This window comes from Mesorhizobium sp. P2_D5, assembly GCF_056404355.1.
In genome coordinates this window covers 229,152-244,727 of record NZ_JBFUEE010000008.1, presented here as the reverse complement: position 1 = coordinate 244,727, position 15,576 = coordinate 229,152, and the positions used below count along the sequence as shown (strand labels likewise).

The 15,576-nt window shown below is 63.5% G+C and carries 10 protein-coding genes; 2 read left to right on the top strand and 8 right to left on the bottom strand.

All coding sequences use genetic code 11. The features are described from left to right. Positions 1 to 636 precede the first annotated feature (636 nt). Positions 637 to 2,604 carry a M23 family metallopeptidase gene (locus AC1DYW_RS28900; protein WP_477228450.1) on the top strand — a complete coding sequence of 656 codons (1,968 nt, stop codon included), beginning with the start codon at positions 637 to 639 and terminating at the stop codon, positions 2,602 to 2,604. Positions 2,605 to 2,615: 11 nt separating this feature from the next. Here the strand turns inward: AC1DYW_RS28900 and AC1DYW_RS28895 are convergent, their stop codons facing one another. After that, on the bottom strand, positions 2,616 to 4,175 hold the full coding sequence (locus AC1DYW_RS28895) for an MFS transporter (protein ID WP_477228449.1): 1,560 nt from the start codon (positions 4,173 to 4,175) through the stop codon (positions 2,616 to 2,618). 163 nt (positions 4,176 to 4,338) lie between these two features. On the opposite strand from AC1DYW_RS28895, the gene AC1DYW_RS28890 reads away from it, so the two are divergent. Further along, positions 4,339 to 4,971 carry a TMEM175 family protein gene (locus AC1DYW_RS28890; RefSeq protein ID WP_457152868.1) on the top strand — a complete coding sequence of 211 codons (633 nt, stop codon included), beginning with the start codon at positions 4,339 to 4,341 and terminating at the stop codon, positions 4,969 to 4,971. Between the two features lie 147 nt (positions 4,972 to 5,118). On the opposite strand, the gene AC1DYW_RS28885 is transcribed toward AC1DYW_RS28890, so the two are convergent. The 7 genes from AC1DYW_RS28885 to ptsP all read right to left on the bottom strand — a co-directional run bounded on the left by AC1DYW_RS28885 (position 5,119) and on the right by ptsP (position 15,500). Further along, on the bottom strand, positions 5,119 to 6,594 hold the full coding sequence (locus tag AC1DYW_RS28885; protein ID WP_457152872.1) for a L,D-transpeptidase family protein: 1,476 nt from the start codon (positions 6,592 to 6,594) through the stop codon (positions 5,119 to 5,121). 151 nt (positions 6,595 to 6,745) lie between these two features. Further along, a complete protein-coding gene (locus AC1DYW_RS28880; RefSeq protein ID WP_477228448.1) occupies positions 6,746 to 7,111 on the bottom strand; it encodes an MmcQ/YjbR family DNA-binding protein in 366 nt (121 codons plus the stop codon). Positions 7,112 to 7,169: 58 nt separating this feature from the next. Continuing rightward, entirely contained in the window at positions 7,170 to 9,776 is a 2,607-nt protein-coding gene (clpB, locus tag AC1DYW_RS28875; protein WP_477228447.1) for an ATP-dependent chaperone ClpB, read from the bottom strand. Positions 9,777 to 9,997: 221 nt separating this feature from the next. Continuing rightward, positions 9,998 to 10,963 (bottom strand): DUF4167 domain-containing protein, encoded by a 966-nt coding sequence (locus AC1DYW_RS28870; protein ID WP_477228446.1) that lies wholly within the window; start codon positions 10,961 to 10,963, stop codon positions 9,998 to 10,000. Between the two features lie 305 nt (positions 10,964 to 11,268). Further along, on the bottom strand, positions 11,269 to 12,147 hold the full coding sequence (prmC, locus tag AC1DYW_RS28865) for a peptide chain release factor N(5)-glutamine methyltransferase (protein WP_477228445.1): 879 nt from the start codon (positions 12,145 to 12,147) through the stop codon (positions 11,269 to 11,271). Continuing rightward, on the bottom strand, positions 12,140 to 13,219 hold the full coding sequence (prfA, locus tag AC1DYW_RS28860; RefSeq protein WP_095084818.1) for a peptide chain release factor 1: 1,080 nt from the start codon (positions 13,217 to 13,219) through the stop codon (positions 12,140 to 12,142). The genes prmC and prfA overlap by 8 nt, the downstream gene beginning before the upstream one ends. Before the next feature lie 10 nt (positions 13,220 to 13,229). Beyond that, entirely contained in the window at positions 13,230 to 15,500 is a 2,271-nt protein-coding gene (ptsP, locus tag AC1DYW_RS28855) for a phosphoenolpyruvate--protein phosphotransferase (protein ID WP_477228444.1), read from the bottom strand. Between the last annotated feature and the right edge of the window lie 76 nt (positions 15,501 to 15,576).

Below are 15,576 nucleotides of genomic sequence, written 5' to 3'. Positions count from 1 at the left end.
GTTCAGCAGGACTCTGCCGCCCACGTTTCTCTTTCTTCAATATTCAATTTTCAAAGAACAGACACCGCAGACGCAGTGTCGTGGCCCGTTTCGCTTTTGGCTCCGGGGCCGTCCGAGTGTCGCTTACGCGGCTCTCTTGAATCTCACAACGGGCAGGCTTAGAAGCAAACTTCTTCGTCGCCAGCGGCGTGCCGCCCTCGTTGGTGAGGCGTATATAGTCGCCACCCTCAACAACTGTCAACAGCCATCTCAAAGTTTTTGAACTTTTTGCGACAGAAATCTCGGGGCCGGTCTGTCGATAGCCGGCTGCCCTAGGGGAACGCGACAACGCCGGGTGGGCGACCACGAAGGAGCCCTATTGCCGCCGCATTGCCGTTCGACACCAAAGCCAACGAAAGCGGCACCGCGCCGACGGCGCAGCGCCTCTTTCAGGAGCCTCATTCAGGGGTGCGCGATGAGCCTTGCACAGAAGGTGAACCGCCCCTCTTTATAGAGCGCCCTATACAAGAGAAGTGCGCGRGGGGAATTCGACCGGGGCGTAGGCTTCGTTGACTTCACCGGCCATGACAGGCAAATGTCACGGCCACAACAAAAAGCGACAAGCCGTTCCGCCCGGGGAAGAAGCAGCCTTTCTGGATGCCAGACACGGAAGATGTCATAGCCGAACTCGGCAACGAGCCGCCGCTTATCGCGGATGGCCGCAGCGGCCCGCCCGACCGGCGCGAGGTTTCCGCACGCTGGCTGTCAGGCACCTTCCTCACCGGCGTGACCTCAAGCGTGCTGATGGGGGTGGCACTGTTCGCTGCCCTTGACGGACGTCAGCAATTGGCGACGCCACCCGAGATTGCGGAACTGATCAATCTTGCCGGCAATGGCGATTCCGGCGAGGTGGCCAAGACGACAAGGCTGGTGGCGCCGCGTCAGATCGCCAAGGCCAAGGACCGCCGTCGGATGGAAGTGTCGATGGTGACCAAGGTCGGCGACCGTGACGTCATCCACACCATGCCTTTCGTGCAGATCAAGATGGCGCTTGCCGCCGGCCACACCACCAGCCGCCCCTACCCGCCTTTCGACCCGATGCAGGTGTTCGGCAACGACGGCGACGACAGTGCTGCGCAGCCGGCGACAGCCTCGGCCGCTTCCGGCCAGATCTACGGCGCCAAGGTCGAAAGCGAAATGAGCCTGAAGACGGTCGATTTCCCGGTCGATACGGCGGCTTTCGACGAAAAGAGCGACCTCTCCGCCGACGAGGTGGAAAAGGTGGTGCGCGAAGCCGGCACCGACCTCAGCGATGGCGCCGTGCAGGTCGCGTCACTCCATTATGTCGACCCGCAGCGGTTCGGCGACGCCTTTGCCGAGAGCATGGCCGGCTCCTATGATGTCAAGATCGTGCCGGAGAACGTCTCGGTGGCGCCACGCGCCGCCGCCGACGATCAGGCGCCGGCTTTCGCCGAGGAAATCATTCCCTTCACCAAGGATCTCGACATTACCGAGGCCTTTGCCGATTCGGGCTATACGGGAGAAGACGCCACCGGCATGGCCGAAGCGATCGCCAAGCTGTTGAACGCGACGGCGCTCAAGGCCGGAACTGTGCTGCGTGTCGGTCTCGAGGTGCATGGCGACGCCGCCAAGGTCGTGCGCACCAGCGTCTACGACCGAACGCAGCACATCGTCACCATCGCGCTCGACGATCGCGGCCAGTATGTGCCGGCGCAGGAGCCGGATCCGAACCCCGAATTACTGACGGCGTTCGACGACTCACCGCCCGTGGTGGTGCGCGGAAATTTGCCGAACATCTATGACGGCATCTACCGCGCCGCTTATTCCTATGGCATGTCGAAAAAGATGACCCAGCAACTGGTCAAGCTGCTGGCATCCGGCGTCGACTTCCAGTCGCGACTCAATCCGGCGGATCGCCTCGAAGTCTTGTTCTCGCAGCCGGACGGCGACGACCAAGCGTCCGACGAGTCCGAACTGCTTTATGTCTCATCGACCTTCGGTGGGCAAACGCGCAACTTCTACCGGTTTCAGATGCAGGACGGTAGCGCGGACTATTTCGACGAGGACGGCAGCAGCGCCGAGCAGTTCCTACTGCGCAACCCACTGCCAAACGGGAGATTTACCTCCGGGTTTGGTGCGCGCAGGCATCCTATCCTCGGCTATGTCCGCATGCACACAGGTACGGACTGGGCCGCCCCGATCGGATCGCCGATCATCGCCGCCGGCAATGGCGTCGTCGAGAAGGCGGGCTGGGCCGGCGGCTATGGCAAACAGATCATCATTCGTCATGCCAATGGCTACGAGACGTCCTACAATCACCAGAGCGCCTTTGCCAAAGGCATCGAAGAAGGCGTGCGGGTTCGCCAGGGCCAGGTCATTGGTTATCTCGGCCAGACCGGCCTCTCCACCGGTCCGCATCTCCATTACGAGCTGATCGTCAACGGCACCAAAGTCGATTCGATGCGTGTCCGGCTGCCGGTCGGCAAAGTGCTGAAGGGCGATGATCTCGTCGCCTTCAAGCGCGAACGCGAGCGCATCGACGATCTGCTGAAGCAGGAAGACAGTGATTCGCTGAAGGTTGCGAGCGCCAAGATCGACGGCTGATTCGCTGATTTTCAGCCTTGCGGATTTTCCGCACGCCACGGCCATGGCAGCCGCTGACCGGGAATGGTCGTCCACGCGATCACTGCTGAAAGCAGGCAGAGCAGTGCCGTCACCGAAGAGACGGCGGAAAACGCCGCGTCGCCGGCGGCAAGCCTTGCCGCATCGACTGCCGGCGCCAGCCCAACTGCCGCCGGTTCGCCAAAGCCTGGCACGCCGGGCGTCGCATTCCCATCGAGGGCTTTCGCGTAGACCCGGGCGGCAAGCGAGCCCATCGCTGCCACCGCGATCAGGCCGCCGATGCGCGAGACGGCATTGTTGATGCCGGAGGCAGCACCGGTATCCTTGTCTTCCACCGCCGTCATGATCGCGGTCGACAGTGGCGACACGACCAGCGCCATGCCGAGCCCCATCAGCCCCATCAGCGGAAATGTTCCCGTCCAGAAATTGTGGATGCCGGCATGGGCGAGCAAGGCAAGTCCGGCAAACGCGAAAGCCACGACAAGACTGCCGAAGGCGATCGGAAAGCGCGGCCCGATCCGGTCGGACAACTGGCCGACGGGCCGCGACAAAAGTGCCATCGATGCCGACAGCGGCAGGAAGATGAAGCCGACCTCGGCCGTGCTCAGTCCCCAGCCGGCGATGAGCAGCATCGGCAGATAGAAAAGATTGGCCGACAGCGCGAAATAGAGGAAGAACGTCGCGGCATTGGCGCCGGCGAAAGCGCCGACGCGAAACAGCGACAGATCGATCATCGGCTCGCGCTGCCAAAGCTCGAAGGCGATGAAGACAGCCAGCAGCACGGCACCGGCGGCAATGCTCGGCCCCGACAAATGGCCCTCGCCGCCGGCGCTCATCGAGGTCAGCCCGTAGGCGAGCGCGCCGAAGGCTAATGTCGCCAGCGCGGCACCGCCGAGATCCAGGCTGCGTTTTTCCGTCGGCGCGTCGGCCGGGATCTTGGCCAGCAGCAGATAGATCGAGATCAGGCCGAGCGGCAGGTTGACCGCGAAGATCGCCCGCCAGATGCCGACACCGAATGCCGACAGCACGAAACCACCGAGCACCGGGCCAAGTGCCGTGGTCAGCGCCGAAGCCGCGGCCCAGATCCCGATGGCGCGGCCGCGCTCTTTTTTCGGATAGGCCTTGGCGATGATGGCGAGGCTGCCCGGCACCATGACCGCCGCACCAATGCCCTGCAGCGCGCGAAATGCGATCAGCACCACCGCATTCGGCGCCAGCGCACAGGCAAGCGAGGCGACAATGAACAGCGCAATGCCTGCCACGAAGGCGCGGCGCAGACCGAATCGATCGCCGGCGGCGCCCCCGGCAAGGATCAGTGCCGAGAGCGTCAACGCGTAGGCATTGGAAATCCACTGCGCTTGCGCCAGGCTGGCACCAAGGTTGACGCGAATCGCCGGCATGGCGATGGCCAGGATCGAACCGTCGATGAAACCGAGCGCCGAGGCCAGGATCGCCGCAATCAGCACAAATCGCCGTTGCGACGGTGGACAGAACGTGCCGTTCGTGACCGGACTGGTCAGCGGAACGGCGGCGGCTTCGCTTGGTGAATGCATGGAACCTTGCTTAGACCGCAGGCGTGTTGGCAACAACCAGCCAGTGGATTGCTGTCCTTGAAACCAGCCACATGGCCAGGATCGCTCCTGTCCGGGTGCACACGGCGGCAGTCATGCTAGGTTCTGGCTAGGTTTCCGGAAAATTGCAGACGGGGAGAAGTCGATGAAGCGGCCACTTGAAGCATCGGCGGAGGGACGCGGCCGTATCGTTGGCATCACCGACGGCGTGTTCGCCATCGCACTCACCCTGATCGTCCTCGAAATCAGGGTGCCGGCGCACGAGGCGATCCATTCGGAGCGCGATCTGCTTGCCGCAATCGCGGCACTGGCGCCCCGCTTCCTGACCTACGCCTTGAGCTTCCTGACGCTGACCATCTTCTGGTTCGGCCAGCAGGCGCAGCATGGGCTGATCGCCAAATCCGACCGGCGGCTTGCCACGCTGAACCTCTGCTTTCTCGCCTTCATTGCCTTGCTGCCGTTCTCGACCGATCTTTTGGCCGACTTCCTCGAGTTCAGAACCGCGATGCTGGTCTACTGGCTCAACCTGCTGATGCTCGGCGTCACGCTGTTCGCCAGCTGGCGCTATGCGGAGAAGAACGACTTCCTGGCAGAGGATGTCGACGCGGAAACCAGCCGCACGGTCTATCTGCGCATCGTCAAGGCGCAGATCCTGTGGGCGGTCGGCGCGGCACTGTGCCTGATCACGCCGTTACTCAGCGTCGGCTTTATCCTGGTGGTGCAACTGGTCTATGCGATAACCCCGGGCGCGAAGTGGGTGCGCAGGATCATCGGCTGACCGTTTCAGGGCGCGTTGAGATTCAGATCAGGCCGAGTCGAGAACGACGGATTTCGAGAACCGGAGCGGAGCGTACTTCTGGGTACGTGAGCACCGGAAGCGGAGGAAGCCGCCGTTCGCAGGCCGGCCTCATCTGAATATCAGCGCCTACTCGACGAACTCAACGGTGACGCCCGGCGAGACCAGCTTGGCCAGTTCGCGCGCATCCCAGTTGGTCAGGCGCACGCAGCCATGGCTTTCTGTCTTGCCGATCTTCGACGGATCCGGCGTGCCGTGGATACCGTAGGTCGGCTTGTCCAGAGCGATCCACACCGAGCCGACCGGGCCGTTTGGACCTGGCGGAATGGTCAGGACCTTGTCGTTTTGACCCTGCTTGAAATTGATGCTGGGGTTGTAGGTGTAGTTCGGATCGAGAGCGACGCGCGATACAGCGTGTATGCCGGACGGTGACGGTGTATCCGCCGACCCGATGGTTGCGGGATAGGCCGCCACCAGCTTGTCGCCCGCATCATACGCGAAGACCTCTTTCCTGCCCTTGTCGGCGACGATACGGGCAACCGGCGTCGAGACCAGTTTGCCGAAATTTGCGACCTTGATGGTCGTACCGGGACGATTGAAGTTGGCGTCCGGGTTGAGCGCCTTGAGGTAGTTCTCGTCCATGTGGAAGCGCTCCGCGAGCGCCTCGGTCACCGACGTATAGCCCATGCGGTCGAGCTGCGCCTTCTGGCTGTAGTCTTCCGGGATCGAGGCGACATAGGGGCCGGCCGCATCCTCCGGGGTGATGGTGTAATTGGCAAAGGCATCGCCGCCGGACTGCGCAAGAGCCGCCTGGATGCCGACCGCATCGGTCGACCGCAGATTGCTGCCAGTGATCTGGTTGTAGGCGGCGAGCGCCTTGTCGACATTCGAACCGAAACGCCCATCGATGACGCCAGGCGAAGCGCCACCCCGGTCGAGCAGCACCTGCAGCGCCGCGACATCCTGACGTGCTCCCAGCGAAAGCGCCGGCTCGACGGTCGACTTGCCCCCAGTCGTTGGCGGCAGTCCCGCTTGCTCGGAGGGAGACGCCGGCTGGGCAGGGTCAATCGAGGCCTCGTTCAGCGGCTGGCGTTTGATGGTGCCCGGCTCTGTCGACTGCGGCGCATCGGGATAATTGTTGTCGTAGCTGCCGTCGTCCTGCGGTGGCGGCGGATAGGCTTCCACGGAATTGTCGCTGTTAGGATCATATTCGTCCGCCGGCGGCGGGATGACCCGGCCTTCTTCTTCCAACTGCTTGCGGCGGAACCGCGCCATGTCTTGCGGATCGTCGAGATAGTAGCGGTCATTGTCATCGGGGACGCGGCCCAGTTCGCGCAGCCGTGTCTCGCGGCGCAGCGCGCGCCGGTCGAGCCGCGTCTGCGGCGGCTGGATAGCGATGACCTTGCCGGTATCGGCATCGACGATGACGCGGTTGCCCCTGGCGTCGTAATAGACGTCGAGATTGCCGTCCTGGGCGACGAGGATGCCGCCATCGTCGGCAGCGCGGGCAACCCGTGGTGCGCTGTCCTGCGTCGGCGCGCCGAGCGCGCCAGAAGACAAAAGCCCGCCGGCGAGTACCGAAAGGGTGAAGATCGTGCGCAGCATGGTGGCCAAACTCTCCGGTCCGTAATTGCCGCCGCCCGGCAGTGTCCCTGTACGGCGAACCCCTTCGCCAGCAAACCAGTTCACCACCATATGGTTCCAATATGAACCGGGCATGAAGATGGCGGTTTCCCGGCGCCTCGATGAATATCAGCTAGCTTGCGGCAAGTCCCAGCTCCCTCAGCGCCTGCTTCGTCAGCTTCAGGGCAACAAGGCGATGGCTCTCGCGCAGATAGTCCTTCAGCGCGTCATCATCCATGCACTGGCTTGTCTGACGCTGGATCCATTTCATGCCGCGCGAAGCAAGATAGGGTGCCGGACGCAAGCCCGGCTGCTCCTTGAGCACGTCATACGCGATGTCGGAACATTTGAAGGTGACGAAGAGCTGCTGGCCCTGGTCCCAGCCGCCGATCGCAAAGACCTTGGCCCCGACCTTCCAGACATGGGCGCCGCCCCATTGGACGACGTGGTTTGTCGAAGGCAGCGAAGCGCAAAAGCTGTTGTAGTCGTCCAGCGTCATCCGCGCCCCCGCATTGTATGAAAACGCCGCGCGTCCAGGCTGGACGCGCGGCGTTGGATCAGGCTGCCGCCTCGGCCGCCACAATCGTCGGCTTCGAGCGGAAGTTCAGCCGGTCGGAACCGGCTGTCACCTTGACGGTCGAGCCGTCGAGGATGTCGCCGAGCAGGATCTTCTCCGCCAGCGGGTCCTGCAGTTCCTTCTGCATCACGCGCTTCAGCGGCCGCGCGCCGTAGGCCGGGTCGTAACCCTTGGCCGCCAGCCAGTCGATCGCCTCCTGGTCGAGCGACAGCGTGATCTTGCGATCGGTCAGCAGGCTCTCCAGCCGCTTGAGCTGTATCTCGACGATGCGGCCCATATCCTGCCGGCGCAGCCGGTGGAACAGTATCACCTCGTCGACGCGGTTGAGGAACTCCGGCCGGAACGAGGCCTTGACGACATTCATCACCTCGTCGCGAACCTGATCGACATCCTGGTCCTCGCCGAGATTGACGAGATACTCCGCGCCAAGGTTCGACGTCATGATGATCAGCGTGTTGCGGAAGTCGACGGTGCGGCCCTGGCCGTCGGTCAGGCGGCCGTCATCGAGCACCTGCAAAAGCACATTGAACACGTCCGGATGCGCCTTCTCGATCTCGTCGAACAGCACGACCTGGTAGGGCCTGCGCCGCACCGCTTCGGTCAGAGCGCCGCCCTCCTCATAACCGACGTAGCCTGGAGGTGCGCCGATCAGCCTGGCGACCGAGTGCTTCTCCATGAACTCCGACATGTCGATGCGCACCATGGCGCTCTCGTCGTCGAACAGGAAACTGGCAAGTGCCTTGGTCAGTTCGGTCTTGCCGACGCCCGTCGGTCCGAGGAACATGAACGAGCCGATCGGCCGGTTCGGATCCTGCAGGCCCGCGCGGGCGCGCCGCACCGCCTTCGAGACAGCTTGCACCGCCTCGCCCTGGCCGACGACGCGCTTGCCGATCTCGTCTTCCATGCGCAACAGCTTGTCGCGCTCGCCCTGCAGCATCTTGTCGACCGGAATGCCGGTCCAGCGCGAGACGATATGGGCGACGTGGTCGGGCGTGACCACCTCTTCGACCATGCCGACCTTGCCGTCCTGGGCTTCGGCTTCCTTCAGCTTCTTTTCCAGTTCCGGGATCTTGCCATAGGCAAGCTCGCCGGCGCGCTGGAATTCACCCTTGCGCTGGGCAATGGCAAGCTCATTGCGCGCCTCGTCGAGCTGCTTCTTCAGATCGGCGGCGAGCCCAAGCTTCTGCTTCTCGGCCTGCCACTTGGTGGTGATCTCGGTCGATTCCTCCTCGAGCCCGGCGAGTTCCTTTTCCAGGCGGGCGAGCCGATCCTTCGACGCATCGTCGGTTTCGACCTTCAGCGCCTCGCGCTCGATCTTGAGCTGCATGATGCGGCGATCGATCTCGTCGAGGGCCTCGGGTTTGGAATCGACCTGCATGCGCAGCCGCGAGGCGGCTTCGTCGACGAGGTCGATCGCCTTGTCCGGCAGGAAGCGGTCGGCGATGTAGCGGTTGGACAGCGTCGCCGCCGCAACCAGCGCCGAATCCGAGATGCGCACCTTGTGGTGCTGTTCGTATTTTTCCTTCAGGCCGCGCAGGATCGAGACGGTGTCTTCCACAGTCGGCTCATCGACGAACACCGGCTGGAAGCGGCGGGCAAGGGCCGCATCCTTCTCGACATGCTTGCGATATTCATCAAGCGTTGTGGCGCCGACGCAGTGCAGTTCACCGCGCGCCAATGCCGGCTTCAACAGGTTCGACGCATCCATGGCGCCATCCGCCTTGCCGGCACCGACCAGCGTGTGCATCTCGTCGATGAACAGGATGATGTTGCCGTCGGCCGAGGTGACTTCGGAGAGCACGGCCTTCAGCCGCTCCTCGAACTCGCCGCGGTATTTGGCGCCGGCAATCAGCGCGCCCATGTCGAGCGCCATCAATTGCTTGTCCTTCAACGATTCCGGCACGTCGCCATTGACGATGCGCAGCGCCAGGCCTTCGGCGATCGCCGTCTTGCCGACGCCCGGCTCGCCGATCAGCACCGGATTGTTCTTGGTGCGGCGCGACAGCACCTGGATGGTGCGGCGGATCTCGTCGTCACGGCCGATGACCGGATCGAGCTTGCCGGCGCGGGCATCCGCGGTCAGGTCACGTGCGTATTTCTTCAACGCGTCGTAGCCCTGTTCGGCGCTCGCCGAATCGGCGGTGCGGCCTTTGCGGACATCGTTGATGACCTGGTTGAGCGCCTGCGCGGTGACCCCGGCCTTGGCCAGGATGTCGGCGGTCTTGGCCGACTTCTCCATGGCGAGCGCCTGCAAGAGCCGCTCGACGGTGACAAAGCTGTCGCCGGCCTTCTTGGCCAGCTCTTCGGCGGTCGAAAACACCTTGGCCAGCGGCTGCGCCAGATAGAGCTGGCCGTTGCCGCCTTCGACCTTGGGCATCGCTTCGAGCGCCGTTTCGACGCCAAGCTTGACGTCGCGGACGTTGCCGCCGGCACGTTCGATCAGCGACGCGGCAAGACCCTCGTCGTCGTCGACGAGCACTTTCAGGATGTGTTCGGGTGTGAACTGCTGGTGGTTGCGGGAGAGCGCCATGGTCTGCGCGGACTGGATGAAGCCGCGCACGCGCTCCGAGTATTTCTCAAGGTTCATATCTGTCTCCTTCCATCACCGGCCCGCTTTGCGGCACCGGATCCGATTGCGGTGACGGACCCGCCCATTCGAGCCGGGTCCAGTTCAGCCGAGATATGGTGCATAGGCCATGCTGTCTCAAGACGCCTTGATGTCGGTCAACGCACAATATTCCATCGAGGCACAAAACGAAAACGGCGGAGATTTCTCTCCGCCGTCCAATATCCTGAAATGTCGTTCGATCAGTTGTCGATGTCGACTTTGACCGGTTCGGCATTGCCACCGTCGGCCGGGGCCACAGCCACCTCGCCGGCATCGGCGCCGGAATTGGCATTGTCGCTGCCGCTGTCGACCTGATCGGCACTGACGCGCGGACGGCGCGGGCGCCTCGGGCGACGGGCAGCACCGCTTTCGGCGGCCGCCTCATTGAGCTCGGCCTGGGCGGCAAGACCCGCCGGCGACAGGTTCTCGAACAGCGGAGCCGGCTCGGCTGTCACAACGGATTCGGTCGATTCGGTCGGCGAAGCGGCTTCGACCTGGGTCGGGGCCTCGTTGCGCTGCGGCTGGCCGCCTTGCTCGGCGGACGAGCCATAGTCGCGCTGTCCATTCTGGCCGTAGCCGCCATTGGGGCGACGATCGCGATGGCGCCCATTGTTGTCGCGGCCGCCATTGTTGCGCCCGCCATTGTCACGCCCGCTATTGCCATCACGATTGTCGCGGCCGTTTTCCCGGTTGAGCGCGACCTCGGCCGGCATGCCTTCAATGACCGGCTGCGGCCCGGCGCCATGGTTGATCACCGGTACCTGGGCATCGGAACTAGTGTTGCCGCTGTTGCCGGCATTGTCGAACTCGTCGCGATCCTCGTCGCCGTCATCGTCGAAATCATCGCGATTCTGTTGCGTGTTCTGGATCGGCATCTGCGCCTGCGCGGCTGCGATGATGCGATTGTAGTGTTCTGCGTGCTGGAGATAGTTCTCCGCCATGACCCGGTCGCCGGAGCTGTGCGCGTCACGGGCAAGGGTGGCGTATTTTTCGGCGATCTGCTGAGCCGAACCGCGGATCTTCACGTCCGGGCCATTGCTCTCGTAGTTGCGCGTCAGGGGATTCGGTCCCTTGCGGTTGTTATTGTTATTATTGTTATTATTGCCACCGCCGCCGCCATTGTTGTTGCGACCGCGCATGCGCCTGTTCTGCTGTTGTGGCCTCATCAAACTCTCTTCATTTTGAAATTTTCGAAAAACTCTTCACGAACGGAGGCGCTCATGCAGCCAGCCGCTTCGTCTCTTCACCGGCGTTCGCCCGCATCGATTGCGTTGGCGCCACGTGCCATCCTGTTCCGGTTACATCACTTGCCGGACGATTCCCGCACGAAGCTTGGGCATCGTTTTGCGCAAGAAGGCAGCTATTTCCAAGGAAGACCGAATCGCTAAGAGCACTGCCTGCTTCGTCTCATCCGGTTAAGGCGACCCTAGCCGCATTCCCTGGCATTGCCAAGCGCTTTTTTTGCACTGCGTCAATGCTTTGTCCTTTTAAAGACAAGAACCCTGTCGTTTCCACCAAGGTCCCGAAACGCACCGCCCGGCACGTAGCCGGCTGCGACGAATATTTCCAAGACCTCGTTGTGCTGCGTGTGGCCGATCTCGACCGCAATCCTGCTTTCAGCTTCCAAAAACCTTGCCGCTTCCGCAGCGATGATCCTGTAGGGGCTCAGACCGTCCGCACCACCATCCAAGGCCAGGCGCGGATCGAAATTGCGGACTTCGTCCTGCAGATTTCCAATGTCTTCAGACGGTATATAGGGAGGGTTTGCGGCAATTACATGGTACTGGCCGGAAACTTTTTCGAACCAGTCCGACTGGAGCGCCGTGAATCGGCCTGCGAGGCCCAATTGCCTTGCATTGCGGGACGCCGTCGCCAGCGCGCCCGCGGACATATCGACCCCGGTGGCGATCGCGGCCGGCACTGCGCTGAGCAGCGCCAGCGCAATGGCGCCGGTGCCGGTGCCAAGATCGAGGATGCGGCATTCGCCTTCCCGCACTGCCACTGCCCTGGCGAAAGGCAGCACCGCCTCGACCAGCGTTTCGGTATCCGGCCGCGGCTCCAGCGTTTCCGGCGACAGAGACAGGCGCAAACCATAGAATTCACGATAGCCGAGGATGCGATGCACCGGTTCGCCGCAGGCGCGCCGTCTCAAGGCATCACCAATTGCCGCAATGGCGCTTCCGTCGATCTTGCGGTTGGGATCGGCAATCGCCTGCGTGCGCGTCGTGCCGGAAAAATGTTCGACGATCAGCCTTGCATCGAGCGCTGGATCGTCGACGGCGGCAGCGGCGAGCCGAGCCTGCGCCTGCCGCAGCAGCGGCCCCAGCGCCTCGGGCAGTCGATCAGCCATCGATGCCGATGTCGGCGAGCAGCTTCGACTGGTGATCGGCGATCAGCGCGTCGATCACTTCATCGAGTTCGCCCATCATCACCCGGTCGAGCTTGTACAGCGTCAGGTTGATGCGGTGGTCGGTGACGCGGCCTTGCGGGAAATTATAGGTACGGATGCGCTCGGAGCGGTCGCCGGAGCCGACTTGCGACTTGCGCGATTCGGAGCGCTCCTCGTCCGCCTTGCTCCGCTCCAGGTCATAGAGGCGGGCGCGCAGGATCTGCATCGCCTTGGCGCGATTCTGGTGCTGCGACTTTTCCGCCTGCACCACCATGATGCCGGTCGGCAAATGGGTGATGCGGACAGCCGAATCGGTGGTGTTGACGTGCTGGCCGCCCGAGCCCGAGGCGCGCATGGTATCGATGCGGATGTCTTCGGCCCTGATGTCGATGTCGACCTCTTCGGCCTCCGGCAGCACGGCGACCGTGGCGGCCGAGGTGTGGATGCGCCCGCTCGCCTCGGTCGCCGGCACGCGCTGCACGCGGTGCACACCGGATTCGAATTTCAGATGCGCAAAGACGCCCTTGCCGGAGATCGTGGCGATGATTTCCTTGTAGCCGCCGGCATCGCCATCGCTGGCCGACACCGTCTCGAAACGCCAGCCGCGTTCGGCGGCGTAGCGCTCATACATGCGAAACAGGTCGCCGGCGAAAAGCGCGGCTTCGTCGCCGCCGGTGCCGGCACGGATTTCGAGAATGGCGTTCTTGTCGTCGGCGGCATCCTTGGGCAGCAGCAGGATCTGGATGTCCTTCTGCAGCGCCTCGATGCGCTCCTCGACCTCCGGCAGGTCGGCCTCCGCCAGCGCCCGCATTTCGGCGTCGGTACCCTTGTCGGCAAGCATGGCTTCAAGATCGGCCTGCTCATGCTCGGCCGAGCGCAGCGCCCTGACCTTGGCCACCATGTCCTGGATCTCGGCGTACTCCGACGCCATCCGCACATAGGCATCCGGCGCCGGGCCAGCCGACATCTGCGCTTCGAGCATCTCGAAACGCTTGACGACTTGATCCATACGATCGCGGGGCAAATTGACCATGATGTGGGTGCTACAATGGGATCGAACGGTCGTCGGCAAAGGCCTGCAGCAGCGCCCGCATCGGCAGCCCCTGCGCCGGCGCCATCAGATTGTCGTTGAAGAACGCCTCCAACTCATCCAGCGGCAGTTCCGTCAACATCGCCTTGACCGGGCCGATCGAGGCCGGCGACATCGAGATCGAGCGGAAGCCGAGACCGATCAGCGCCATTGCCGAGATCGGCTTACCGGCGAGTTCGCCGCACAGGGTTACCGGCGTGTGGTTGCGGATGCCGGCATCGGCGATCTGCTTCAGGACGCGCAGGAACGGCGCCGACAGCGTATCGAACCGGTTGGCCAATTGCGTGTTGCCTCGGTCGACGGCCATGACGAACTGGAACAGATCGTTCGAACCGACCGAGACGAAGTCGACCGCTTTCATCAATTCGTCGAGCTGGAACAGTAGCGACGGCACTTCCAGCATCGCGCCCAGCTTGAGGCTGGTCGGCAGGTGATGGGCAAAGCGCGACAGATGCCGTACCTCGCGGTCGATGATCTCGCGCGCCTGGGCGATCTCGCCAAGCTCGGTCACCATCGGCAGCATTAGCTTGAGTTCACGTCCGCCACTGGCCTTGAGCAGAGCGCGGATCTGGGTGCGCAGCAGGCCCGGCCGGTCGAGCGTCAGGCGGATCGCCCGCCATCCGAGCGCCGGGTTCTCCTCCTGGATCGCTCCCTTGAAATAGGGCAGCACCTTGTCGCCGCCGATGTCGATGGTGCGGAAGGTCACCGGCTTGCCGCGCGCTGCCTCGAGCACGTCACGGTAAAGCTTTTCCTGGGCCTCGGCGCGGGGAAATGTCGAGGCGACCATGAACTGCAATTCGGTGCGAAACAGGCCGATGCCGGCCGCGCCCGCCTCGGCAAGCTGCGGCAGGTCGACGGCAAGACCGGCATTCATCAACAAGTCGACCTGGACACCGTCCCTCGTCGTCGACGGCTTCTTGCGCAGCTCGCGATAGACCTCTTGCCGGCGCGCCCGGAAACGCACCTTTTCGGCATAGGCGGCTTCGAGGTCGGACTGCGGCCGCAAATGGATCACGCCCTCTTCGCCGTCGACGATGATGGCATCGCCGTTTTCCGCCATGGAAACGGCGCCCTTCATCTGGCCGGCGACAGGAATGCCCATGGCGCGCGCGACGATGACGACGTGGCTGGTGGCAGCACCGTCCTCGAGCACCAGCCCGCGCATCTTGTCGCGGGGATAGTCGAGCAGCTCGGCGGCGCCCATTGAGCGGGCGACGATGATGGCGTCCTTCGGCAACGACGCCGCGACATCTTCCGGCCCGCGCCCCATCAGCTGGCGCAGCAGCCGGTTGGCGAGGTCGTCGAAATCGCTCATCCGCTCGCGCAGATAGGGATCGGTCATGTGCAGCATGCGGGCACGCATGTCGCTCTGCACCTTTTCCACAGCCGCTTCCGCCGTCAGGCCGTTGCGGATCGCCTCTTCCAGCCGGCGCACCCAGCCGCGGTCGTTGGCGAACATGCGATAGGCTTCCAGAACCTGGCGATGCTCGCCCTCGAAGGCGACGTCGCGGCGTTCCAGCATGTCGTCGATGGAGAGCCGGAGCGAGCCGAGCGAGGTCTCGAGCCGCCTGATCTCTTCCTCGCTGTCCTCGTTGAACAAATTGGTGACGACGATGCGCGGCTCGTGCAGCACGACATGGCCAAGCCCGACGCCGTCGTTGAAGGACAGGCCGGTGAAACTGACCGGACGGCGCAGGTCGAGTTCGAGACCCGGCCGGGTCAGCCGCGCCAGATCGCCGGTGGCGATCATCTCGGCGATGACCATGGCGGTGGTTTCCAGCGCCTCGACCTCGTCGTCGCGGTAATGGCGCATCGTCTTGTTCTGCACGACCAGCACGCCCAGCGTTCGCCCTGCCCGCAGCACCGGCACGCCAAGGAAGGAATTGTAGATCTCTTCCCCGGTCTCCGGCAGGTAGGCAAAGGCCGGGTGTTCCTGGGCGTTGGAAAGGTTGAGCGGCCGCGCGCTGGCCGCGATCGTGCCGACCAGGCCTTGCCCCAGCCGCAGTTGCGCCAGGTGGACGGCGTTCGGGTTCAAACCTTCGGTGGCGTAGAGTTCGAGCACCGAATCGGCGCGCAGCACGTAGAGCGAGCAGACTTCGGCGACCATGTTGGAGGCGATGTCGCGCACGATCCGGTCAAGCCGCTCCTGCGGCTCCAGCGGCTCCTGCATGAGCTCGCGGAGCCGTTTCAGCAAAACGCGCGGGCCACTGGCCTGATCACGCATCGCGGCTTCTTCTCCAATGGGCATTTTGCCCGCCGCAGTTTCCACTGCGACCGGCGCACACGCAACAACTCAAATC

What these genes read in the sequence shown, in the direction of transcription:
- AC1DYW_RS28900 (WP_477228450.1), top strand. Translation starts at nt 637, where the DNA reads ATGCCAGACACGGAAGATGTCATAGCCGAACTCGGCAACGAGCCGCCG.
- AC1DYW_RS28895 (WP_477228449.1), bottom strand. Translation starts at nt 4,175, where the DNA reads ATGCATTCACCAAGCGAAGCCGCCGCCGTTCCGCTGACCAGTCCGGTC.
- AC1DYW_RS28890 (WP_457152868.1), top strand. Translation starts at nt 4,339, where the DNA reads ATGAAGCGGCCACTTGAAGCATCGGCGGAGGGACGCGGCCGTATCGTT.
- AC1DYW_RS28885 (WP_457152872.1), bottom strand. Translation starts at nt 6,594, where the DNA reads ATGCTGCGCACGATCTTCACCCTTTCGGTACTCGCCGGCGGGCTTTTG.
- AC1DYW_RS28880 (WP_477228448.1), bottom strand. Translation starts at nt 7,111, where the DNA reads ATGACGCTGGACGACTACAACAGCTTTTGCGCTTCGCTGCCTTCGACA.
- clpB (WP_477228447.1), bottom strand. Translation starts at nt 9,776, where the DNA reads ATGAACCTTGAGAAATACTCGGAGCGCGTGCGCGGCTTCATCCAGTCC.
- AC1DYW_RS28870 (WP_477228446.1), bottom strand. Translation starts at nt 10,963, where the DNA reads ATGAGGCCACAACAGCAGAACAGGCGCATGCGCGGTCGCAACAACAAT.
- prmC (WP_477228445.1), bottom strand. Translation starts at nt 12,147, where the DNA reads ATGGCTGATCGACTGCCCGAGGCGCTGGGGCCGCTGCTGCGGCAGGCG.
- prfA (WP_095084818.1), bottom strand. Translation starts at nt 13,219, where the DNA reads ATGGTCAATTTGCCCCGCGATCGTATGGATCAAGTCGTCAAGCGTTTC.
- ptsP (WP_477228444.1), bottom strand. Translation starts at nt 15,500, where the DNA reads ATGCGTGATCAGGCCAGTGGCCCGCGCGTTTTGCTGAAACGGCTCCGC.